Raw genomic sequence first — 21,056 nt, 5'->3', positions numbered from 1 at the left:
CTTACTAAGAGAAAAGGGTTAGGTAAAATCAGACTGAGCTTGACGGCTGAATCATTCAGCTAATGCTTCCGAAAACAGTATGCTGATTTTCTCCTGTTAAATAGTATTTTATAAGTAATGAAAACGCATTTAGCGTTGGCGTACCGGCTTGACCGTCGATCAGCCTCTATGAATAAAAATAAAGCACAAAACAATCATGTCATTCCGCTGGGTATACGCGCAGCCGGAACAGGAAAAGTACGTTCTCAAATTAGGGGACAAGCTTGGAATTCCGGACAAAATAGCCCGATTACTGGCTATACGCGGCATAGAAACATACGATGATGCAAAATACTTTTTCAGACCAAAGATAGATAACCTCCACGATCCTTTTTTAATGAAGGACATGGAAGCCGGTGCCGAACGCTTGGCCCTGGCGATCCGCAAAAGTGAAAAAGTTCTCGTTTACGGCGATTACGACGTTGACGGAACTACAGCTACATCTTGTATTTATACCTTCTTGAAAGAATTTGGGGTAGATGCAGACTACTACATTCCCCATCGTTTTAAAGAAGGATATGGAATTAATCCGGATGGCATTAAATATGCCGAAGAAATTAACGCCTCCCTGATTGTTTCGGTAGATTGCGGAATAACGGCTATTGAAGAAGCTAAATCAGCTAAAGAGAAGGGGATTGACCTTATTATTTGTGATCACCATACCGTCGGTGATGAAATCCCGGATGCTGTCGCGGTTTTGGATCCCAAAAGACCGGATTGCAAGTATCCCTTTGACGGACTTTCCGGGGCCGGAGTAGGCTTCAAACTTATACAGGGAACCATAGAAAAACTTGGACTGCCTCGGTCCGTTGCTTATAAATTCCTGGATTTGGTGGCCATCTCCATTGCTTCTGACATTGTGCCCATCATTGATGAAAACCGGGTACTGATGAAGGCCGGTTTGAATATGATCCAGAAAAGTCCGCGTGTGGGAATTAAAGCACTTCTTGATCTGATCAAAGTTTCCAAAGACGAGGTAAATACTTCAAAAATTGTGTTCTCTATTGGTCCGAGGATAAATGCGGCCGGCAGAATGGGTGATGCAAGTACCGCCGTTAAGCTCATGATTTCGGAAACGGAGGCGGAAGCAAAAGCTCATGCCTATGAATTAGAGTCCATCAACCTGCGCCGGCGCGATACAGATTCCAAAACCATGAAAGAGGCGATGGAGCAAATCGACAAAGACTTTGATATGGATGAAACTTCCACCATCGTGCTATATGCGGAAGATTGGCATCTTGGGGTGATCGGGATTGTAGCTTCCCGTTTAGTGGATTTATACCACCGGCCGGCTATTATGTTGAGCAATGTGGATGGGAAAGTGAAGGGCTCGGCACGAAGTATTAAGGGGTTCAACATTTATAATGCCATTAAAAAGTGCGAAGATTTGCTAGAGCAATTTGGAGGACATGAATTTGCTGCCGGACTTACGTTGTCGGAAAAGAACCTCTCGGAATTTCGCCGCCGAATGAATGAACTGGCTTTTACCGATCTTTCCGAAAATTCTTTTGAGCCCGAGCTTACCATTGATGCCAAGCTTGATCTTAGCGAAGTGGATATGAAATTCTGGAAATTATTGAGCCAATTTGAACCCTTTGGCCCCGGCAATTTACGCCCGATTTTTGTAAGTGAGGGCGTGAAGGTAGTGGGCGAACCTACGATTGTGGGAAATGGCCATTTAAAAATGCGCATAAAACAGGAGAAGTCAGGAGTGTTCGATACCATCGGGTTTAATATGCATGAATACCTCCCCGGCGTGCGAAATGGAAATCCATTTAAAATTGCCTACGTGCTGGAAGAAAATAACTGGAACGGCCGCCGCACTCTTCAATTGCGATTGAAAGACGTTCACATCTCAGACTAAGCCTGTCTTTTTTGCTCAATATTGAATTCAATATTGTATGTAGATAATAAACCCTTTATCTTTGCCGTCCTTGTGAAAGGGACTGTAGCTCAGTCGGTAGAGCAACGGACTGAAAATCCGTGTGTCGGCGGTTCAAATCCGCCCGGTCCCACCTTTTATAAAGCCTTGTGTCGCAATAATTTAAAACGACATAAGGCTTTTTTATTTTCTTGATTTAAGAAATATAAATTTCATCGGTTACAGCTCCGTTACAGTTGATAGCTGTAATGCCCTACTTTATGTCAATTCTCGTATTTCCAGAATCCACTATAATATTCTCAGGATTTCTCTGATAAGCAATGGAGTTATATAAAGAAGTATTATTCTTTCTCAGATTCACCAATTTTCTTCATTGAAATCGCCCACAGATATAATAAACCGAAAGTAACTACTAACATCACTAACCACTCAGCATTGGTCAAATAGTCTCCTTCGGATTGCACAAATAAATTATACAGAAGAGCATAGCAAATGATAAAGAAGATCGTTGTCGCTGCTTTCATACTTTTTTACAGGTTATTCGACTTTTTATATTGATCAATGAAGTGAGAGAGTTGGCTTCTTAGGGTATCATAAATTTTATCTGGGTTCTTATTTCTCTCTTTCCCCAACACCGGCGCTCCCCATATTGGTGCAAACTTACTTAACCATTCTGAATCAGTAACTCGAAAATAGTTATTGCGATAAAACAAGACGGACATACTAAAAACGTCGAAGGTAGTAAATATATGTACTCGCAACATACCTGGATCAAATAGCGGATGACAGTTATCCGGTCTTCTATTGCTTGAATATTCTTGAGGCAGTAGGTCGTTTTCAAAAAGCATTTCTCTGGTAATACTTTTGACTTTTGATTCGTCAAACCCCCAACCATCAGAATCAGATGTTACTATTGAGTAATACACGACACTACCCATGCAGTCATTAGTTTCTAAACCTGTACTAAAAGATTGGCTGAAGGACTCGGTTTGAAAAGCAATACATATGATTACTAATAAAAGCGTTGATTTAAATTTAATCATACTCAGCTTAACTCTATTCATCATTATTTTGGCTTGGACAATTGATCCTTATTTCTTTCCGGTTAAAGCCGCTTTTCTCTTCAAGTGTCTCATACCCTGAGGGACATATCTTATTAGCTTTGTTGTAACATACATTAAAACCCGTCGATGCCCCACAGGCAATCAAGTATTCAGTAGAGCCATCAGGGCGTTGAATTTTTTGGGTTGTTGTACAAGAGACAAGGAACCCGGCCATAATTATTGGTATAAGCAGTGATTTTTTCATAACAAGGATTCTTTGGTATTCATAAATTGTGACACTTTGGGCGTAGCCCAATTAAACACATTCCCTTTACTTAGTCAACAGATGGCAAAAGAAAGGGACATAGAAAAAGTATTGGGCAGCGTGATCCGGGAACTACGTTTGTCCCGGAATCTTTCACAAGAGAAGCTTGCTGAATTAGGGGATTTTGAACGGTCTTATATATCGAAGGTCGAGAACGGGGAGAGGGCTATCCAGTTTAAAACTGTTGTGAGATTTGCTGAGGCATTTGGGATTAAAGTTTCTGAATTAGCAGCCAAGTTTGAAGAAAAGTCTCACAGTTAAAAACTAATAAACCACCTCATTCAACTCCTCTCTTACACTTTGCCAACCCGGCATGTGCTTATCCAAAAGAGCTTTAAACCTGTCATTGTGGTGGCGTTCTTTGAGGTGAACCATTTCGTGGAGGATAACATATTCAAGGCAGTGCTTGGACTTCTTAGCAAGCTCCAGGTTTAGCCAGATGCGCCGGTCTTCGATGTTGCAGGAGCCCCACTTGGTTTTCATGAGTTTGACGCCCCATTCTTCAATTTTAACACCAAGCTTGTTTTCCCACTCGACCACGAGTTCAGGGATTTGATCTTTTAGCCGGTCCCGGTACCACTCCCGCATCACTTCTTCTCTCTTGGCTTTATCATTTCCCGGCCGGATGTACAGATCGAGGTATTTCTTATTCCGTATTTCTACTTTAGGCGGGGCTTCTTTCTCGATAATGTTGAGCAGGTAGCGTTGTCCTTCTACCCAGTGACTTTCCCCCTGAATATACTCCCGTTCCGGCTCACGGATTTGGGAGTTCATGTTTCGGATGTGCTTTTTGATCCAGCCCAGCTTGGAGATAATAAACAGTCGCAAGGATTCCCTTTGCATGGTGGCTGGAGATGAAAGGCGTACTCTGCCGGTAGGCGGATAGACCGCAAGGTGGATGTTCTTGATGTCTTTCTGGACCACATCCACATCAATACCGGAGACTTCAATATGGTAATGTTCAGTATTCACGCTGATTCTTTACAACCTCCATCACTAAACTCAAATTCACACCATCGGGTAAATGTCTTTTGACAGCATTTTCTACCTGACGTTCTTTAATTTTGTTCTCTCGCCACCCGTCTTTAGCCGTGTACTTGATCGTCTCGTCAATAGTGAGCGTCAGTTCTTCATTGTTATCGAGGTTATCATACAGAGCCTTTTGTCCATTTGACTGCACCTTAGCCGGATACCGGTCTTGTCCTTCCACTCGCTTCACTTTACGGGCAAGTTCAGCCAACTTTTCAAGGTATTTAGCGTATTCGGAAGCGGCTTTCTTTCTTTGCTCGATCAATTCTTCCAGCAACTCCGACATCTTCTCAAAGTATTTTGGATTCCCTGGCCTTTCTTCAATGATCACTTTGCGGATGTTATTCTCGATGGTCTCGGCTACGGCTTCTTCATCTTTTTTGATATTTTCTGAAAGCACATCATCCAGAGAAGAAAGGCCTTTATTTACGATGAGATCCACCAGCGTGTAATCATCCAGTGACGATACTTTTCGGCTGTGGGATGCATCGATATACCGATCGATCAGGTTCCGCATACCCGGCTCGTACATTTTCAGGTCAATGTAATCGCCGCTCGCTTGCTTCACATCTTCCTTCAGGTCGGAGTAGAACTTGACCTGGTACTTGATGTCCTTGGCTTCTTCCTCGCTATAACCGGCCTTTGCCATTTCGTTAGCGATATCGGCATAGGCGCGTACTAACGAAGACACCATTTTATAGAAGCTGACTCGTCTTTCCTCATCGGCTTTGATCTGATCTTCGGTCTTACCGGCCGTTTCAGTGCCGAAGAATTTAAAGAACTCCTTCTGGGTTCTGGGGTGAACCGGTTCGCAGAGCGCAACTACCTTATCCAGATTATCATCAAGGCGCTCCTTAGCTTGTTCAAACCGATCCTTGAGCAGCCCGTCCACATCTTTCTTATCGTATCCTTCAAAAGCTCCGCTGGTATAGGTATCAATGGATTCTTCGAGGCTTTTGAACAGATCCTTATAGTCAACGATGTATCCGTATTCCTTGCTTTCATCATCGAGACGGTTTACCCGACAGATGGCCTGAAACAGCCCGTGTTCCTGCATCGACTTGTCAATGTACAAGTAGGATGCCGGAGGAGCATCAAAGCCGGTGAGCAGCTTATCTACTACAATGAGCAGTTTCATCCGCGCCGGTTCGTTGATGAACTTACGCTTGGCTTCTTCTTCAAATTCTTCGGTGGTTTTGCCGTCCAGCATCTCAGTATAGATGCGGTACTTCATCTGCTCTTCGGTTTCTCCGGCGCCGGTTTCTTCTCCTTTAATGTCGTTAGCATTAGGTTGAAAAGACGTTACAACCGCACAATGCCCTTTCATGGTATCGAACTCCTGAAAGATCTCGTAGAACTTACAGGCTTCCAGTACCGAAGAAGCGACCAGCATGGCATTACCTTCTCCGCTGTCCAGTCGAGGTTGGGTTTGAAAATCTTTGAATATATCGGTAGCGATCTTCTCCAACCGGTCCCGGGAACTGAGCACCTGTTTCATGGTTCCCCAGCGTTTCTTCAGCTCGATCTTGGCCAGATCATTCAGGCCCCTTGTTTTGGCATCAAACCATTCGTCGATGCTTTCTTGATCGGTAATTTGCTGATCAATATCCCGGGCTTCGTAGCGCAGATCCAATACGACTTTATCGGCTACGGCTTCATCAAATTTGTAGGTATGAATGAAAGGGCCAAAAGTTTCAAGGCTGGTGGCTTTGTCTTTTTTGAGCAGGGGTGTTCCCGTAAATCCAACAAACATGGCATCGGGCAGAATAGCTTTCATGGCCTTATGAAGCTTGCCGGATTGGGTGCGGTGACATTCATCCACAAACACGTAGATATCGCCCTTGGCTTTGAAATTCTTGGGCAGATGCTTTTGAATGTCTTTCAGGTACTCATCCATTTCACTTTCCTCACGGGTTCCAAACTTGTGTACTAAAGAGGAGATGAGAGGAATTTCGTGCTTGTTGAGCTTGTCAATCAGATCCGCGCCGGAGGTGGCTCGTTCCATCGGTTCTTCAGCGTCATTGAACACGCGGGTAATTTGTTTGTCGAGCTCGGTGCGGTCGGTAATCACGACTACTCTGGAGTCCGTCACATTCTCACGAATCCACTGTGCCATCCATACCATGGTCAGACTTTTCCCACTTCCCTGCGTATGCCAGATTATACCATCTTCGTGGTTTCTGATATTTGATTGCGCCGCCTTTACCCCAAAATACTGATGGGGGCGGCAGACAATTTTGTTTCCGCCATCAAAGAGTATGAAGTCGTGCATGATCTCCAGCAGGCGATCTTTTTCACATAGCTGAACCACATGCTTGTCGAGTATGTACTCAAATTCTTCATCGGTCTTTTCCTTCCAGGTCAGGTAGTATTTGGCTGGGGTTTTTGTGGTTCCGTAGCGTAGTCCGGCTGAGTCGTTCCCAGCCATCACCAACTGCATTGTGTTATAGAACGGCTTTATGAAATCGTCTCGCTGATTGTCCAGGTTTTGATAAATGCCTTTCTCAACGGCTACCTTGGATCGTTTAAGCTCTATCACCCCAACGGCAATTCCGTTTATGTACAGCACTACATCCGGGCGTTTGTCGTTGAGTCCGCGTACGGTGACTTCCTCGGCAACTGCAAACTGATTGTTATCTGAATTTTTCCAATCTATAAAATGAACGGTTTCACTGTTTTTACCTACTTCTGCCTTCACACTCACCCCATAGCGAAGCATGTTATAGACGGCTTTATTGCTATCGTACAGTTCTTCCGTTTGGACACCTGCTGCCTTCGTCAGTTCATGAACGGCTTTATCAATGACCTTTTGTTTGTATCCTTGTTTTTTCAGGAAGGCCCGAAGCAGGTCTTCTTCTATATTGGTATTTCCTTCCCGGTCTTGCCAGTCTCCCAGGTATTCATATCCCAGCCGGTCAGCAAATAGCTTGACGATCCGGTTTTGGGTGTTTCGTTCTATTTGGCCTATGTCAGTCATATATTATTTAACTGATTATAAATTCGCATCCATGTCTGAACTTTATCAGGCATTATGTCAAAGTTGTCATCTATGAAACTCTGTATCTCATGTTCTTGAATAACGGTTATTTCTGCAGTTGGTTTACCTATATACTTTCCTCTTGTGGTGAATAAATATACTTTGCTATTCAACTCTGTATAATTATCAAAATATAGGTCAACCTCACCTTTCTTAACTTGAGCTACCCCTTTGTGGCCATCTAAATTGTGCTTTAATATAAATTCATAGTTAACCGTACTTTTTTTGCAAGAACTTGGAATAATATGATAACCTTTATTCTGCAAATACATGCCTACAATATCCTCGCAGTCATCTGAATGTATCAAAGAATAGAAATCTGTTTCAACTTGCTTGATCTGGTAATGGGGCTCACAACTTATTGAGTTGTATAAATATTTTGAGAACTCTCGAATGGTTTCCCCTTTTACACGTTCAATCGTTCCTCCTCTAATAAACCGATTTACCACTTTACCAGGTACGGAATCTACTTCACCCACTTTATACCATCTACAATTTCGGTAATTAACAATGTCTGCTTGTTTATTTACTTGGTCGTTTGAGTATCTCCATTCATTATCCAGAACTCTTCCTATATAATAATTACCATTTAAATCACGAGTCCAGCATAAATCATCTGCTTTTATTCTGTTTTTAATTGCATTTAATGCTCGCCACCAACCATTGTCGTTTCTTTCCTCTTTATAAAATTTTTTAGCTTTTTTATAGTATTCATCCCATTCTATTTTTTTTGCTTTAGTATCAATTGGCCACCCTACACCCATTATATTTTGCTGAAGGCAAAATTTTCTTGGATCTATGTTCTTTGATGCCGGTTTTATATTTAGTCTCCACACTTTCACACTAATATCACCCCTCAATTAACTCAAAACTTACTTTATACCTAAAGAAACTGATCCCAGTTGTCACGGATAGCGCTCTCTTAATTCTAATGTCATCTTCCAGAGCAATGATCACACCTTTAACCTCTTGATCAGTTTCAGCCAACTCCTCTTTCACATATCCCATATATCGTTGAATCTGCCCAACAACATAGTCGCTTGCACGACCTTTTTTTAGTTCAACTACAAGAAGCGTCTCTTTATCTTTGCTTATTGCAAGTATATCTAAAGGCCCCGTATCGGTAGGAAATTGCTTGCCGATGATCTCTCCATCTTCCTTATAGATATCATAATTCTTCCCAAGGGGAGTGTTCTCCCAATTTTCAACTAAAAAGTGTTCCAAGTGTTCTTCTAAAGCAAATACAGAGGGATTTTCAATGGTCTCATCGGCTGAAATGATTTTTGGGGGCCTTTTACCACCAATCATTTGTTCAATCTCATCTGCATATTGTGCTACATCAACGATAACCCCACTCACTGTTGATTTTTGAAATGCTTCACTCATAGCTGAGCGCTCTATAACTACCGGAAGCCAACTTACACTTCTTCGATGTGGCAGGATTTCTCCTTCCTGATAGTAGTACTCAGAATCAACCTCAGCTACATAATAATTACGATCTCCGTCGGGGCATAACAAAATATCTCCTTTATCTAATCCCTTACTCACTACCCATAATGCTCCACAGGCGAGCCCGGCTGCTATTTTACTTTTATCTGGATGAGATTCAAGAAATACCGGTCTCATTTCCTTATTGAACTTCCTCCAGTCATCATATAGGTAAGGAGACAAATCTAAATTCATATCATAGTCTAAGCCAATGAAATTGCCTTTGTAACACTCTTCGGCGTGTTCACTGCCTGCCCCCAGCATTAGTCTTCGATACTGTTTCATATTCAGTCAAAAAGTTCGTTTACCTTATCCATAGCATATTCAATCTGTTCATCTGAAAATACTTTACGCTTTAATTTAGGCCGCCACTCTTCGTGATCACTAATTAATCTTTTTACAGTCATTAATGATACCGGTGTGCCTGATTCATTCAGATCCTGTATAGCAAGATCCACTGTCGTTATAAGTTCAAGCTCATCATTTTTTGCAAAACGGAATTGTTCAAGCCAATCCAAGATTTCAGTACCAAACCAATCTTTGAAATAATCGGTAGCTTCTTCAATATTAACTCCGGGCTTAAAGCCTTTAAATTTTCCTGAAGTAGCAGGGATAATATAGTTTTTATCTTTTGCTATTCTTTCCGGACCACCATATCGGGTTTGAGGGTTATATGGCCCCGCTGCTTTCTTCATGTAGTTCGTAACTTCCATCTCATTATATCGCTTAAGCAAATACGAGTACTTAACATATCGGAAACGACTTAAAAAAAAGGTTCCTTTATTAAACCGATCAATGAGTGTTGATATAATTACCGCCTCTTCAAACGCCCAGCTTCGTTTCCTTTTAGGTTGTGCTGTCTGAATTGGTTCGCTTATTGGTTTCACCAACCTCGTTTTCCCCGTCAACAACTCCTGCATCATGCCCTGCTTTATCTGCACGTACTTCTCCCGCTTTCGGCGGAGGGTTTGGAGCACCCGATCCATATCATCTAAAATATCAACTATGGCTTTTTGCTCATCAAGTTCAGAGGGAAGATTGATTTCAATATTTTCTATTGTTGAGCTGTTTAAGCTTGGCACACCTGAAGCTTCATTGTAAGATCTCCAATCAATTAGTAGAAATTTATAGTACAGAAACTTAGCGATAGCATTATTTTTAATATCTGTATAAAACAAAGTATCTATGGTCCAAAATGGCTTATCAATGTATTGTGGCCGATCAATTGTACCCTTTCTTCCGATCAGTACTGATGGTTTATCATAAAGATATTCGTTTGCCTTACCAATTTGTCCGCCCGTAGCAAATATAGGATATTCACCATCTTTCGATTCTACCTGTTTTTGTGATTTACCATGTTGAACAGAAAGCACATCCCCCAACTTCTTCACCTCCCACTCCCCATCAAACACGGGCAGGCGTTTTTTACCGGTAAGGAGCTGCTGCATGGTGCCTTTTTTGATGGCCTGCTTTTTTTGGATCAGCCCGTCAAGGGAGCGGATCAGCTCATCCATATCGCTGAGGGCCGAGGCAATGGTTTGTTGTTCGGCTAAGGCTGGAGGAGTAGGGTATTTAAAGTTTACAAAGTCTTTTTGATATAAGTGATTTATAGTAGAACCTGCGGTTAACTGGTTCAGAAAACTTTTAAATACTTTGCCTTGAAACAGGTAGTAAAGATATTTTGGAATATATTCATTGCTTCTCGGTCTAACTACAAAAACCCCACTGTTTAATGTTGCTGGTTTGGGAACCGAGCGAACCAAAGCAACTTTACCAATCGTACCATCCTTGGTGATTAGAATATCATCTCCCTTTAATTGGATATTCCTATCTTGGTCATACCTTTCTTTATCTACGAAATAGCATTGATCCCAATCAATTCTACCATTCTTGAAATCAGTTCCAGTTACTAAATAATAACTACCACTTTCTAAATACTCATCTGTTCTTAAACCCTGCCAACCAATCCTTGCTTTCAATGTGGATGTTTTTCCAAGATCGTTAACTTCCCAATCTTCTGGAATCAACCCAACGTCCGTTGTCTTAAAATCTTTCTTTTCTTCAGTCATCAATTCCATACAACCCCCATTGCTTCCAGGTGAGACTGTACACGGGTTTCCAGCTCATTCACTTCTTCATCAATCTCCACCACAGCTTTGTTGTACCGCCCGGCCAGCTCGTTCACCCGCTGGGTGAGGCTTCGGGAGATCGCTTCCACTTCGCCGTCAATTTGTCCTTTTATAGTGGGCAGCCATTTATCGTCCACCACCAGGGTTTTCACTTCGTCTTCGCTGAGCTGCGGGTACTTCTCAATAACCTGCTCATCCAGCTGCTTCTCGGCTTCCTTAACCGCCTTTTTGGCTTTCTTTTCCTTGTCGTAGGCGGATTTGTAGGTCTTCATCAGCTCGTACTCCTCCGCATAATCCGGGTCGCCTTTGATCTCTTTCATGCGCCGGGTGAGCTCGCCTTTGGTGACGTTACCGGCATCGCTTTGGGCCTCTTCCAGCAGACCGCCTTCCACCGCATGTTCCTGCTCCAGCTCTTCCATCGTTTGAGCCGCCGTTTCCTGCGTCTGCTTTAGCCCCTCGATCTCTGCTTTCTCCCGGGCAAAATAGCGGTCAATCACCAGTTCTTTGGGAATCAGCTCACAGGTAAATTCTCCTTTCTTGATCTTCCCCTTGCTGTTGCGCACCGGCTCCAGTGTGGCCGTCCAGCCATCCTCCACAATCATGTACACATCATCGCGCAGGGTCTCAAACCAGTAGTTCATCAGGTGCTGGTAAATATCATAGGGATCGATCAGCGCCTTCCCCCGGTAGCGGTCCAGGAGGTCCTCGGCTATCTCCGCAATAAACTCCTTGGGCCGTGTGTCCTCATCAATGTTTTTCATGGACTCGTAGTGAGCCGATTTCCATCCGGCAAACAACTCCGAGAGTTCCGTGCTGTAACGGCTAAACTCCGGGTGAGCAAACACCGTCTCGTTGATGGCATCCTTGTCCACCTTCAATTGCAGGTAGCCGTCTCGGAGCGGCTCAAACAGCGTATCTTTTATTCCGGGATAGACCTCCCAGAATCGGTTCATGCCTTCCACATCCCGCTCGGGAATACCGCCCTTCAGATGGCCTTCAATATCCTGAATATCCTCCTCGCTGCTATTGTCGATATAACGGGGGATGTTGAGGTTGTACTCGTTGTCGCGGATCTCCTCATTCGGCACAAAGCGGGAATAGCCGGACTCTTCCTTCTGACTGCGAAACAGATCCACGATCTTGTGAATATCCCGCTCCCGAAGCCGGTTCTTATTACCATCCTTGAGATAGCCTTCGCTGCCATCGATCATAAAAATGCCCTCGCGCGACCCGGCCTGCTCCTTATCCAGCACCAGGATACATGCCGGAATACCCGTTCCATAAAACAAGTTGGCCGGCAGACCAATAATCCCTTTAATATATCCCCGCTCGATCAGATTCTTACGGATGGTTCCCTCCGCATTACCCCGGAAAAGCACACCATGAGGCAAAATCACCGCAGCCGTCCCCGTATTCTTCAGCGACTTCACTATATGCAGCAGAAAGGCGTAATCTCCATTTTTGGAAGGCGGAATCCCAAAACCTTCAAAGCGATTATAAGGATCATTCTCCGGATCGAGTCCGTTGGTCCATGCCTTATAGGAGAACGGCGGATTGGCTACCACAAAATCAAAGCGTTTGAGCATGCCGTTATCGAGATGCATAGGACTTGCCAATGTATTCCCTCTTTTTATAGCAGGAACATCTTCTGGTCGGTTGTGCAGTACCAAATTCATTTTTGCTAATGCAGACGTTGTAACGTCCATTTCTTGTCCAAATAGCGAAATATTGATAGGGGCCTCATCGGCTACTTTTAAAATCAAAGATCCTGATCCAGCAGTTGGATCATAGACACTCATTTTTGGGCTATCAGCTTTTTCAACACCGATCACCTTTGCCAAAATACGAGATACCTCAGCAGGAGTATAAAACTGACCCTTGCTCTTGCCCGACTCGGTGGCAAAGTTACGCATCAGGTATTCGTAGGCATCGCCCAGTAGGTCATCATCCCCGGCGCGATTCTGCCCAAAATCCAGATTAGCATTCTGAAAGATCCCGATCAGGTTACTGAGTCGGTTGATCTTTTCCTTATCGGAGCCCAGCTTCTCATCATCATTAAAATCAGTCTGGTCAATCACCCCGGTAAGCCCATTTTCCTCAGCAATTGGCGCTATGATTTTCTTGTTAATATCATCACCAATATTTGAGGTCCCCTTCAGCTTCACCATATCATCAAAAGAAGAACCTTCGGGAATTCTTAGCAGAGCATCAGGATCACCGGCATACTTATCCGACACATATTTAAGAAAGAGCATGGTAAGCACATAATCCTTGTACTGCGAAGCATCCATACCTCCCCGAAGCTCATCACAAGATTTCCAAATGGAGGCGTAGAGGTCTGATTTTTTTATAGGCATTTAGAGAGATGAAATTGGTTAGTATTTGTTCTTAAACATTTTTGTGGGTCATAAATTAAGAAAACTGAATTTAGTAGTACTATCCAATTATCCCATATTTAAAACGAAGAAAGTCTTTTAAATCCTTACCTACAAAGGAGGCAATCTCCTGCCACGTGATAAATCCAACCCTTTGTCTCAGATCATGATCTACAATTGCCTGAGTAGTCTGAAATAAGCCTTGTAATAAATCAGGTCGACGGTAGTCACAAAGAAGCCTGAAGTTGAGACCTTTTTTCTCTGCCACATAAATATTTCTTAGTAACTGATAGTGCAATAACTGATCCCCATTTTGTAGCATATCCAGATCAAAAATATTTTCAACGCCCGGGTATCGTTCAAGAACCCTCTTTTTCTCTTTTTGATTGAAACCTTGTTCAGTAAGTTTAGCTTCATAAATAGTACTCCCAAGTTTCATGTCCACTTCTGTATAGCGAGGGGATGCTTCTACTTTTGGAATCCAGCCAAACTTTGGTTCTGCATTTTCAAAGCCAAGATATTTTTGGGGACCTCCCCACTTAAAAAAGTTGGGATGACAAAATATATTCATCAAAAGTGTATCTGAACTATTAGAAGAGGCCATTTCAACGGTACCATCTTCGAAGTGAGAGTGCACCTTACTTAGACGGTTTTTCCAATCATCATGTTGATTAATATGATTTAGTGTTTTTGGAAGAAAATTTTTATTACTTGCCTCATCAGTGGAAAAAATCACAGCTGAACCGACTACATTATATTTTTCAGTCGGTATACCCGCTTCACCAATATAATCTAAAGTTGACTGCTTGATACTATCTCTTAATTGATCTGAAAAACTCATCTGTCTCCTTATTTATTTCGCGCTCTATAAGAGCGTTTTGAATAATTCTATGCTCCCCGAATCGGTTATAAAATTCAGTTTTCTTAAGCCCATCAATTTCCGGTGGCTCTAATAGCTGTACGATTTTCCAGGCTAAATCAGATAATCCTTTTTCTTCAAGCCCGAATTTTTTAATTAACTGATAATGTTGGACAAATGCATCAAAATTCCAGCAATAAAGTTCATACACTTCCTGACGCTCTTCAAGGAATTGCTCTTCCTCTTTGCTGGGAGCATGGTATTCAAATTCTACCCCAAACCGCTGTTTGAGTTCTTCTATTAGTTCTGATTCGTTTGTGTTTTTATCTTTCATATACACTTAAACTACAATTCTAAAAAAATCAATCACTTTCACTTACTGATTTCCTTTTGTAAATATTCCCGGACTGCTATCCAGTCTTTGAACTCATCCGTTCCAAAATGAATATGTGTTCCCTGGAATTTGTCCACTCCTCTGGCGGTCCGATCATCAATAAGATAATCTCCCACTACCAAATTTTTGTGATGACTTAAGATCAACCGTTTATATGCCGGTTCATGCAAATATTGTTTTACCCAATTTAGCTTATCAGTCCATGCTGATGGATTTCCCCAAGGTGCGGTGGACAGTATATAGGTATCAAAATTCTCACCAAGCCAGTGGTAGGTTTCAATAGCATCTTTCATGGGTTCCATTAATTTAAATATACCCGGCACCTCATCCAGCCTTTCTTCATATTCAAGTTTTGTTTCTTCCGAAAGGCGATCAATACCTGATTGAAAATCAACCAGAACGTTGTCCATATCTACTAATACAATGTCTTTCATAGTTAAATTTATTTGTTTCCCTGATTTCCTCTTTATTAAAACCCGATACCATTCACCGCCAGCTTCCGTTGCAAACTCCCTGCATTACAAACTTCAGCTAAGGTCAAAGGCTGAGTGATTTCAATTTCTTTTCCGAGGTGACCGGCTAACTCGTGAGCCTGTGGAATGGTTAGTTTGGTGAACTCATGTATCCCCTTCAGCCGGCCTTCCCGTAGCAGGGCCGGATCAATATCATCTAAGTTGGTGTTGAAGGTGCATATAATATTCAACTTAAGAAAGTCGGCCGGGAAACCATCGGTGAGGTTCAGTAGGTTAGAGACAGCATTGGAGTTATCCGCCTGCCGTTTCATGAGAACCGTTTCGGCATCCTCAATGACCAGCACACTACCTGGATGGTCCATCAGTACCCCAATCAAATCCGGTGATGAAAGATGTTCAGCAAATCCTGGGGTGATATAGATGGCTTTGTTTTTGATTCTACTCAGCACCGTTTTTATGAAAGACGTTTTTCCCGTTCCCGGCTGCCCATGGAGGAGATAAAGTCCGCTATCACTCTTATTACCAATGGAAGCGATCATCTCTTTTCTAAGGCTCTCCACCTCATCTGCCAAAAACTTCGTGAGATCTTCTTCATACGGAGTGAATTTCCGAAACTTGAGGCGTAATGATCCCAAATCACTTTGTAAAAACCCGATCTCAAACTTAGTATCTGTTCTACGGAGTCCCTTTAGCTCTTTTTTAAAATGTTCTACGGTTTTGGCGTTACTTTCATGATCATAAAACATTCGAATGCATTCATCCTCAGAATCAAACCGAAACGTAATTCCGTGTTCCAAATGAAGGAAGTAACTACGCTTGTCAGAGGATAGTGGATGATCATACATCAATGTAATCCGGTTCTCCGGCAACCATTGATATTCTTGTTCAACCTGTGCGATCCATTCTTCCCATTTCTCTTGGTCCACACTGTTCACATAAAATTTACTGGGTATCTGATCTCTTCTCAGTACATGCAGGCTTTGGCCAAAAGTATGAGACTGTGAAAGGGCTTTAAGTTTATCCCCGATGGTTGATTGATTTGATTTCGATGAATGCTCTGTCATTATTTCTCCCGAATTGGTTGGTAGTGTCTTTTACTCTTTACTAATGTAATTACTACCCCTGACAGAATTTGTCACCCTTACTTACTAAAATATTCTGTACAAAGGATTTCCATTTCCCAGTACTCAATCCATTGTTTTGACTCCATAACCTCGCTCAATAATTCCCAGGATTCCTCCCAAGTCAAAGTACCCCGGACAAGGTTGTGTATGCCTTTAGTTAGTCTAAGCTCTTTTTCCGTCATTTAAAGCTGTTTTATGCTGAAATCCTTACTTAGTAAGAGCGATGAGAATGGGGTTCCTTACAGTAAAATTTCCTTTAAATACTTTACTGAATGACAGGACTATTCACCATGATAACCAACGTAGCGAACGGTTCCATCTTTCTTTGAGACGGCTACATATTGGTCGGCCCCAAAACCGTGGGTTTCTGCAAAAAGCGTAAACCTAACTAAAAATTCATTTTCCTGTATTTTCGGATAGATACTTATTCCTGACGGTGTCTCAGATAAGACCTCTAATTGAATGTTTTTACTGAGGAACTGTCTTGCTAATAGTTTTGCTTTATTCTTTTCCATTTACCTGTCGCTTCTTTTATCCCATAAATATTTACCTATGTACAGTAGTACAACAAGAGGCCATAATACAGAAACAGACAGGAATGTAACAACCTGACCAGATGCACCCACATCAATATTCTTGACATGGTAGTTAGCGTAAATAAGACCTATTAGGCCATATACCAAAGCAATTTTCACCCAAAGTATTTCAGTTTGCCACAGATTATAAATAATCACCCCCATACCACCAAGGACCAAGGGTAATGGCAAAAGTGCTAAGAGGTTAAGCCAGCCCGGAGAATACTTAGCCCGTAAATCTTCTTCATTAGTCTTATTTAATTGAAGATCAACTAAATCTCCCTTTGAAACATATTGCGAAACGTTATTATCCCTCACTTTGGAAACGATATTAGTCAAAAATACCCCTAAGATTATTGAGGTAATACCAAATATATAGATCATGTCTTGCCCTAATTTTTCATGGTGAACCGTTCAACAATCATATAAAAGGGGAGTGAAGTTAAAAGCTACTAAGTTCTCTTTTTCTATTTGAACTTGATGGCTGCTGCTACTGAAGATTTTTTGTTAAGTGAGCTACTTCCTCCGGCCCCCTGGACTGCCCATGGCACACCTCCATCTTTAATTTCTCCGATTATAATTGCATCGGCTCCAATGGAAGCAGCTTCCTTCTTTAATTGTTTAATGACTTTATCCTCATCAACATTTGTAAAAGTCCATCCAGCAGTTTTTTCTGCAGTAACTCTGCCGATAATTTCAAATTCTTTTTCAATTTGCCCATCTCCAAAATAGACTGAAACATCCTCAGCTTTTGTAGGTGGATAATAGTTTTCACCAATTCGAGTTGCACTTCCCGTCGCGCCACAGCTTATCATGATTAAGCTGGAGGTTATTAGCATGCCAAGAAAAGTATAATGTGTTTTCTTCATAATTTTGATCTTCGTTATAAGAAGTATAACGGTGCAGCATTTAGCACACGCAAATACTATGAACTTATTTAACAGTTAAAAATTTAATACAAGCAACCCAGGGATACAATGGGAAGCTTGCGTCAGCGGTTTGGGAATTACTTAATTTTATTTTGCTGTGAATTTGCCGCATCAAAAACTGATTCCTCAAGAACAAATGTTTCTTTCATACCGTCAGCTGTCATTGAAGTATTTAAAATTCCTCTTTGAATTAATGATTCGATTCCTGATGAGGGTAAATCTGATTGGTTAAACTGAGACCATGTCATCACACAACTTCCATTCTCTACAAAGGCTTTAACAACTTCCTTTTCTATATCACTCAATTTCTTATATGAGTTCTTAGCTTTTTCTTTTTCCTGACGCTCTTTTTCTTTGTTATCAATTTTTTTGTGGATATGAGATGCAATTAAACGGAACAGTGGAAATGATATAATCAAAGAAAAAGCTGCAATAACCCAATCATTAAATTTAATATATATGATGAGGCCGATTATTCCGGCTATTGTGGTAGCAACACTTTTACCAAAATCAGTTTCTGAATAAATTCTTTCAATCCATTTCATTTGAATACCCCTTAACTTATTAATGATGAATATTTCATCTGTAATAAATGTATATCATTCATTCCCTAATTTCATAAAAATTATTGGTTAAGGATATTGACAGTTCTTGGAAGTTCAAATAAACCGGATAATGAGCAATTTTCTTCTAAACATTCCTCTCCAAAAAATGCGTATTCCCCTCCACTCGGTATAGCGTATTCGCCTTAGAGATATACTTCTGTCCAAACCGGTTCTTAATTTCATCCATGGCTTTAACCTGGGCGACCTTTTCTTCATCATCCTGAAAGAATGCATTTAGCTGCTGGGTTTTGTTGGCATCGTGAGGGTGAAGAGCAATATTCCGGATCTCCATGCCATGCTTGCAGGCCTTTACGATGGCCGGTTCAATCTTATCCATGCAGGCTTGGTAGATGTAGTCATCAATGTTGGTATAGGCTTCGGTTACAAACCGAAATCCGACCCCTGAAAGGTCCTGTTTGTTAAAACCGAACATCCCGGAAAAGCTGTTTGCTCTCATTCCGTATGCTCGCATCCGGTAGCATACTCTGGCAATAGCTATGGCAAATTCTCCTTTAATCCGTTCCACATCCAGCGATCCTTCCGAGAAAGTGTGTCCGTATCCAGGGCCCTCTTTCGGCGTATAATCTTCTGATAATTCCTCCATAACCCGGCCCTGATCTTTACCGGTAATGGTTTGGTAGAGCATCTTCCCGAAATTGGCACCAAACAGCCGTATAAAGGTTTTCTCATTACCCCGTTCAGCTACGTCCCCGATGGTTTGGTAACCTTCCGCAAGGATATGTTCGTAGCGCCTCTTTCCAACTCCCCAGACCTCATCTAAGTCCAGGGGCCAAATTTCAGATCGTTCGTCATCATCAGATAATATCAGGGTTCGGCCTTTGGGCTTATTCAAGCTGCTGGACAGCTTAGCGTAGGTCTTTGACCGGGCAATACCCACAGAGCCAACCAGTTTTGTGGCCTGATATATCCTGTCCTGAAGGCGCCGGGCAAAATGATCGATGGCTTTCCGGGATTTGCCAAGCAGGAAATCAACCTCCATGAAATATTCATCCATTGAATATCGCTCTACGATGGGAGCAAACTCTTTGAAGATAAAATGTACCTGTTTAGAAATAGCTGTGTAAGCGTCATAGTCCACCTGTAACATGCACACATGCGGACAAAGCTGATACGCCTCAAAAGCACTCATTCCGGTCTTAATACCAAAGTTCCGGGCTTCATAGGAGGCGGTGGCTACAATCCCCTTAACCTGACCGTTATCCTTTCTCCACCCGCCAATAATCAGGGGTAGGCCGTACATATTTTTCCTTAGCTGTTCGACCTGAGCGTAGAAACAGGCAAAATCAAAGTGCAGGTACAGCCGGTCTTTTTTTGAGCGGTGCTGATGCTCAGGATAGATTGTGTTGTACAACGTTATCCTGTGGACATCTTGTTCAGGTTGGTATGGATGGGGTTTCTTTTTTGGCATTTTCTCCTTGCACATATTGATATGTATAAAATATGTGTATAGTTTAAAATGACCAAACAGATTTAATGGTCATGAACGAATTTCCTTTAGTAGACATGTTGGCAATTTTTACCCGGTACTCCGCCCTGGATCAGCTGGACTGGAGATTACCATACCGAAGAGACGTAGCCCGAGTACGTTCGTGCCATTCTAAAGAAGAGGGAGGCGTTAGAAAGTCTTTTTATACCATTGAAACCAAGTCCGGGGACATTATAGATCTCATCTTCAATGAAGAAGAACTGTTATGGTCACTGGTTCCGGCGCCGGGCTATGAAGGTAAAGCTATCGATCGGGTGCTGGTGTACGTGCAACGGCACAAACATTTGCCTTCCCGCGCTCACCGCATTATTCCCTACCGGCTTGAGCTTTTACCAGAAGAAATGGCTAAAAAGCACTATGACGGAACAGAGCGGCCGCTTATACAACGCATGCAGCCGTATAGGTTTCAGTCGGGGAAGATTAACTCAGCACAGGTAACGCGTATCCCAACCCGGCGCATGGAAGATGTGATTATTACCAAGGAATTGAACTATGTGGTTGAAACCGATGCGAACCGGTTTTTTCACCTTGTGTATATCCTTGATCAGATGGATTGGCGGTTTATGCAGGAAGTGGATGAGGAGTTGTTGTTTGTTAGGTAGTGGGCAAGGAAATTATGAGTTAATTTTCAGAATCTGATTCATGAAGTTTAACTGCAGTACCACTCGCTACTAAAAAAAGCATGGATTTACCACCGCCAGAAAATTCATTGTAGTCTAAATCAATTGCTATTACTGCATCTGCACCAAGCTCGTATGCTCTGCTTTTTAATTCTAAAAGTGCTTTTTCTTTAAGATCCATTAACACTTTTTGAGATGCATTACTTTGTCCTCCAAAAATATCCCTTACACCTGCAAAAACATCCCGAAAAATATTCATTCCTAAAACACACTCTGAAGTAACAATTCCAAGACGTTTTTTGATTCTTAAGTCCGAGGAATTCGATTCTGTTGTCAGTAATATTTTTCTAATTTCATCTGGATAATCATCGTCCTCAGGTTGTGAGTCCTCTTCTAACTTAATTTTTTCGTTAATAACTTTCTGAGCTTTTGGCGTATCAAAACAATCTTTGCAGAAAACAGTATCTAAATCACCGTACCGAGCTCCCCAAGATGAAATTGTTTTACCACAACTATCACATTCCATATCAAATTGATCCTATTTTTAGATTAATACAGCTAAAACCCAGAGTTTAAACAGTGCGGGGATTACTATTTAGTAAAAAACTTTGTTATAAGCTCAA

Annotated in this window: 22 protein-coding genes and 1 tRNA gene; 4 read left to right on the top strand and 19 right to left on the bottom strand. The window is 42.0% G+C overall.

What is annotated here, in order from left to right; all coding sequences use genetic code 11:
* Positions 1-196: 196 nt before the first annotated feature.
* Together recJ and HUJ22_RS12980 are read left to right on the top strand one after the other, a co-directional pair.
* Positions 197-1,903 carry a single-stranded-DNA-specific exonuclease RecJ gene (gene recJ, locus HUJ22_RS12985; protein WP_290878127.1) on the top strand — a complete coding sequence of 569 codons (1,707 nt, stop codon included), beginning with the start codon at positions 197-199 and terminating at the stop codon, positions 1,901-1,903.
* 78 nt (positions 1,904-1,981) lie between these two features.
* Positions 1,982-2,054: transfer RNA gene (locus HUJ22_RS12980), tRNA-Phe, on the top strand.
* Positions 2,055-2,262: 208 nt separating this feature from the next.
* Here HUJ22_RS12980 and HUJ22_RS12975 read toward each other — a convergent pair.
* The 3 genes from HUJ22_RS12975 to HUJ22_RS12965 are packed head-to-tail and all read right to left on the bottom strand — an operon-like array spanning position 2,263 to position 3,229.
* Positions 2,263-2,445: a hypothetical protein gene (locus tag HUJ22_RS12975; RefSeq protein ID WP_290878126.1), complete on the bottom strand. Its 183-nt coding sequence runs from the start codon at positions 2,443-2,445 to the stop codon at positions 2,263-2,265.
* Between the two features lie 6 nt (positions 2,446-2,451).
* On the bottom strand, positions 2,452-2,964 hold the full coding sequence (locus tag HUJ22_RS12970; protein ID WP_290878125.1) for a hypothetical protein: 513 nt from the start codon (positions 2,962-2,964) through the stop codon (positions 2,452-2,454).
* Positions 2,965-2,977: 13 nt separating this feature from the next.
* Positions 2,978-3,229, bottom strand: a complete 252-nt coding sequence (locus HUJ22_RS12965; RefSeq protein WP_290878124.1) for a hypothetical protein — start codon at positions 3,227-3,229, stop codon at positions 2,978-2,980.
* A gap of 81 nt (positions 3,230-3,310) precedes the next feature.
* Between HUJ22_RS12965 and HUJ22_RS12960 the strand changes: the two genes are divergently transcribed.
* A complete protein-coding gene (locus HUJ22_RS12960; RefSeq protein WP_290878123.1) occupies positions 3,311-3,550 on the top strand; it encodes a helix-turn-helix transcriptional regulator in 240 nt (79 codons plus the stop codon).
* Between the two features lie 3 nt (positions 3,551-3,553).
* Here HUJ22_RS12960 and HUJ22_RS12955 read toward each other — a convergent pair whose 3' ends face one another.
* The 15 genes from HUJ22_RS12955 to HUJ22_RS12885 form a co-directional block, all read right to left on the bottom strand.
* A complete protein-coding gene (locus HUJ22_RS12955; protein ID WP_290878122.1) occupies positions 3,554-4,261 on the bottom strand; it encodes a SprT family zinc-dependent metalloprotease in 708 nt (235 codons plus the stop codon).
* Complete coding sequence (locus tag HUJ22_RS12950) at positions 4,251-7,295, bottom strand: HsdR family type I site-specific deoxyribonuclease (protein WP_290878121.1); 3,045 nt, start codon at positions 7,293-7,295, stop codon at positions 4,251-4,253. The genes HUJ22_RS12955 and HUJ22_RS12950 overlap by 11 nt, the downstream gene beginning before the upstream one ends.
* Positions 7,292-8,197: a hypothetical protein gene (locus tag HUJ22_RS12945; protein WP_290878120.1), complete on the bottom strand. Its 906-nt coding sequence runs from the start codon at positions 8,195-8,197 to the stop codon at positions 7,292-7,294. The genes HUJ22_RS12950 and HUJ22_RS12945 overlap by 4 nt, the downstream gene beginning before the upstream one ends.
* Before the next feature lie 7 nt (positions 8,198-8,204).
* Positions 8,205-9,128, bottom strand: a complete 924-nt coding sequence (locus HUJ22_RS12940) for an endonuclease NucS domain-containing protein (RefSeq protein ID WP_290878119.1) — start codon at positions 9,126-9,128, stop codon at positions 8,205-8,207.
* Positions 9,129-9,130: 2 nt separating this feature from the next.
* The gene (locus HUJ22_RS12935; protein WP_290878118.1) at positions 9,131-10,921 is read right to left on the bottom strand and encodes a restriction endonuclease subunit S; all 1,791 of its coding nucleotides are present in this window, start codon (positions 10,919-10,921) and stop codon (positions 9,131-9,133) included.
* Positions 10,912-13,329 (bottom strand): type I restriction-modification system subunit M, encoded by a 2,418-nt coding sequence (locus tag HUJ22_RS12930; RefSeq protein WP_290878117.1) that lies wholly within the window; start codon positions 13,327-13,329, stop codon positions 10,912-10,914. Before HUJ22_RS12930 ends, HUJ22_RS12935 begins: the two co-directional genes overlap by 10 nt.
* Positions 13,330-13,408: 79 nt before the next feature.
* Entirely contained in the window at positions 13,409-14,188 is a 780-nt protein-coding gene (locus tag HUJ22_RS12925) for a hypothetical protein (protein ID WP_290878116.1), read from the bottom strand.
* The gene (locus HUJ22_RS12920; protein WP_290878115.1) at positions 14,160-14,540 is read right to left on the bottom strand and encodes a hypothetical protein; all 381 of its coding nucleotides are present in this window, start codon (positions 14,538-14,540) and stop codon (positions 14,160-14,162) included. The genes HUJ22_RS12925 and HUJ22_RS12920 overlap by 29 nt, the downstream gene beginning before the upstream one ends.
* 38 nt (positions 14,541-14,578) lie before the next feature.
* On the bottom strand, positions 14,579-15,034 hold the full coding sequence (locus tag HUJ22_RS12915) for a hypothetical protein (protein ID WP_290878114.1): 456 nt from the start codon (positions 15,032-15,034) through the stop codon (positions 14,579-14,581).
* 35 nt (positions 15,035-15,069) lie between these two features.
* On the bottom strand, positions 15,070-16,137 hold the full coding sequence (locus HUJ22_RS12910) for an AAA family ATPase (protein ID WP_290878113.1): 1,068 nt from the start codon (positions 16,135-16,137) through the stop codon (positions 15,070-15,072).
* 341 nt (positions 16,138-16,478) lie between these two features.
* Complete coding sequence (locus HUJ22_RS12905) at positions 16,479-16,712, bottom strand: hypothetical protein (RefSeq protein ID WP_290878112.1); 234 nt, start codon at positions 16,710-16,712, stop codon at positions 16,479-16,481.
* Complete coding sequence (locus HUJ22_RS12900; protein ID WP_290878111.1) at positions 16,713-17,156, bottom strand: hypothetical protein; 444 nt, start codon at positions 17,154-17,156, stop codon at positions 16,713-16,715.
* 83 nt (positions 17,157-17,239) lie between these two features.
* Entirely contained in the window at positions 17,240-17,641 is a 402-nt protein-coding gene (locus HUJ22_RS12895) for a hypothetical protein (protein WP_290878110.1), read from the bottom strand.
* A gap of 137 nt (positions 17,642-17,778) precedes the next feature.
* Positions 17,779-18,246: a hypothetical protein gene (locus HUJ22_RS12890; RefSeq protein ID WP_290878109.1), complete on the bottom strand. Its 468-nt coding sequence runs from the start codon at positions 18,244-18,246 to the stop codon at positions 17,779-17,781.
* A 145-nt stretch (positions 18,247-18,391) separates the two neighbouring features.
* Positions 18,392-19,735: a hypothetical protein gene (locus HUJ22_RS12885; RefSeq protein WP_290878108.1), complete on the bottom strand. Its 1,344-nt coding sequence runs from the start codon at positions 19,733-19,735 to the stop codon at positions 18,392-18,394.
* A 71-nt stretch (positions 19,736-19,806) separates the two neighbouring features.
* Here HUJ22_RS12885 and HUJ22_RS12880 point away from each other — a divergent pair, with 71 nt between their 5' ends.
* A complete protein-coding gene (locus HUJ22_RS12880) occupies positions 19,807-20,415 on the top strand; it encodes a hypothetical protein (RefSeq protein ID WP_290878107.1) in 609 nt (202 codons plus the stop codon).
* A gap of 19 nt (positions 20,416-20,434) precedes the next feature.
* Here the strand turns inward: HUJ22_RS12880 and HUJ22_RS12875 are convergent, their stop codons facing one another.
* A complete protein-coding gene (locus HUJ22_RS12875; protein ID WP_290878106.1) occupies positions 20,435-20,959 on the bottom strand; it encodes a YbjQ family protein in 525 nt (174 codons plus the stop codon).
* Positions 20,960-21,056 lie beyond the last annotated feature (97 nt).

Source organism: Gracilimonas sp. (assembly GCF_014762685.1).
Classification (GTDB): domain Bacteria; phylum Bacteroidota; class Rhodothermia; order Balneolales; family Balneolaceae; genus Gracilimonas.
This window is presented reverse-complemented; position numbering and strand designations above follow the sequence as displayed.

What these genes read in the sequence shown, in the direction of transcription:
- HUJ22_RS12905 (WP_290878112.1), bottom strand. Translation starts at nt 16,712, where the DNA reads ATGGAAAAGAATAAAGCAAAACTATTAGCAAGACAGTTCCTCAGTAAA.
- HUJ22_RS12965 (WP_290878124.1), bottom strand. Translation starts at nt 3,229, where the DNA reads ATGAAAAAATCACTGCTTATACCAATAATTATGGCCGGGTTCCTTGTC.
- HUJ22_RS12910 (WP_290878113.1), bottom strand. Translation starts at nt 16,137, where the DNA reads ATGACAGAGCATTCATCGAAATCAAATCAATCAACCATCGGGGATAAA.
- HUJ22_RS12950 (WP_290878121.1), bottom strand. Translation starts at nt 7,295, where the DNA reads ATGACTGACATAGGCCAAATAGAACGAAACACCCAAAACCGGATCGTC.
- HUJ22_RS12890 (WP_290878109.1), bottom strand. Translation starts at nt 18,246, where the DNA reads ATGAAATGGATTGAAAGAATTTATTCAGAAACTGATTTTGGTAAAAGT.
- HUJ22_RS12960 (WP_290878123.1), top strand. Translation starts at nt 3,311, where the DNA reads ATGGCAAAAGAAAGGGACATAGAAAAAGTATTGGGCAGCGTGATCCGG.
- HUJ22_RS12940 (WP_290878119.1), bottom strand. Translation starts at nt 9,128, where the DNA reads ATGAAACAGTATCGAAGACTAATGCTGGGGGCAGGCAGTGAACACGCC.
- HUJ22_RS12930 (WP_290878117.1), bottom strand. Translation starts at nt 13,329, where the DNA reads ATGCCTATAAAAAAATCAGACCTCTACGCCTCCATTTGGAAATCTTGT.
- HUJ22_RS12975 (WP_290878126.1), bottom strand. Translation starts at nt 2,445, where the DNA reads ATGAAAGCAGCGACAACGATCTTCTTTATCATTTGCTATGCTCTTCTG.
- HUJ22_RS12935 (WP_290878118.1), bottom strand. Translation starts at nt 10,921, where the DNA reads ATGGAATTGATGACTGAAGAAAAGAAAGATTTTAAGACAACGGACGTT.
- HUJ22_RS12885 (WP_290878108.1), bottom strand. Translation starts at nt 19,735, where the DNA reads ATGCCAAAAAAGAAACCCCATCCATACCAACCTGAACAAGATGTCCAC.
- HUJ22_RS12970 (WP_290878125.1), bottom strand. Translation starts at nt 2,964, where the DNA reads ATGATTAAATTTAAATCAACGCTTTTATTAGTAATCATATGTATTGCT.
- HUJ22_RS12915 (WP_290878114.1), bottom strand. Translation starts at nt 15,034, where the DNA reads ATGAAAGACATTGTATTAGTAGATATGGACAACGTTCTGGTTGATTTT.
- HUJ22_RS12900 (WP_290878111.1), bottom strand. Translation starts at nt 17,156, where the DNA reads ATGATCTATATATTTGGTATTACCTCAATAATCTTAGGGGTATTTTTG.
- HUJ22_RS12875 (WP_290878106.1), bottom strand. Translation starts at nt 20,959, where the DNA reads ATGGAATGTGATAGTTGTGGTAAAACAATTTCATCTTGGGGAGCTCGG.
- HUJ22_RS12920 (WP_290878115.1), bottom strand. Translation starts at nt 14,540, where the DNA reads ATGAAAGATAAAAACACAAACGAATCAGAACTAATAGAAGAACTCAAA.
- HUJ22_RS12880 (WP_290878107.1), top strand. Translation starts at nt 19,807, where the DNA reads ATGAACGAATTTCCTTTAGTAGACATGTTGGCAATTTTTACCCGGTAC.
- recJ (WP_290878127.1), top strand. Translation starts at nt 197, where the DNA reads ATGTCATTCCGCTGGGTATACGCGCAGCCGGAACAGGAAAAGTACGTT.
- HUJ22_RS12895 (WP_290878110.1), bottom strand. Translation starts at nt 17,641, where the DNA reads ATGAAGAAAACACATTATACTTTTCTTGGCATGCTAATAACCTCCAGC.
- HUJ22_RS12925 (WP_290878116.1), bottom strand. Translation starts at nt 14,188, where the DNA reads ATGAGTTTTTCAGATCAATTAAGAGATAGTATCAAGCAGTCAACTTTA.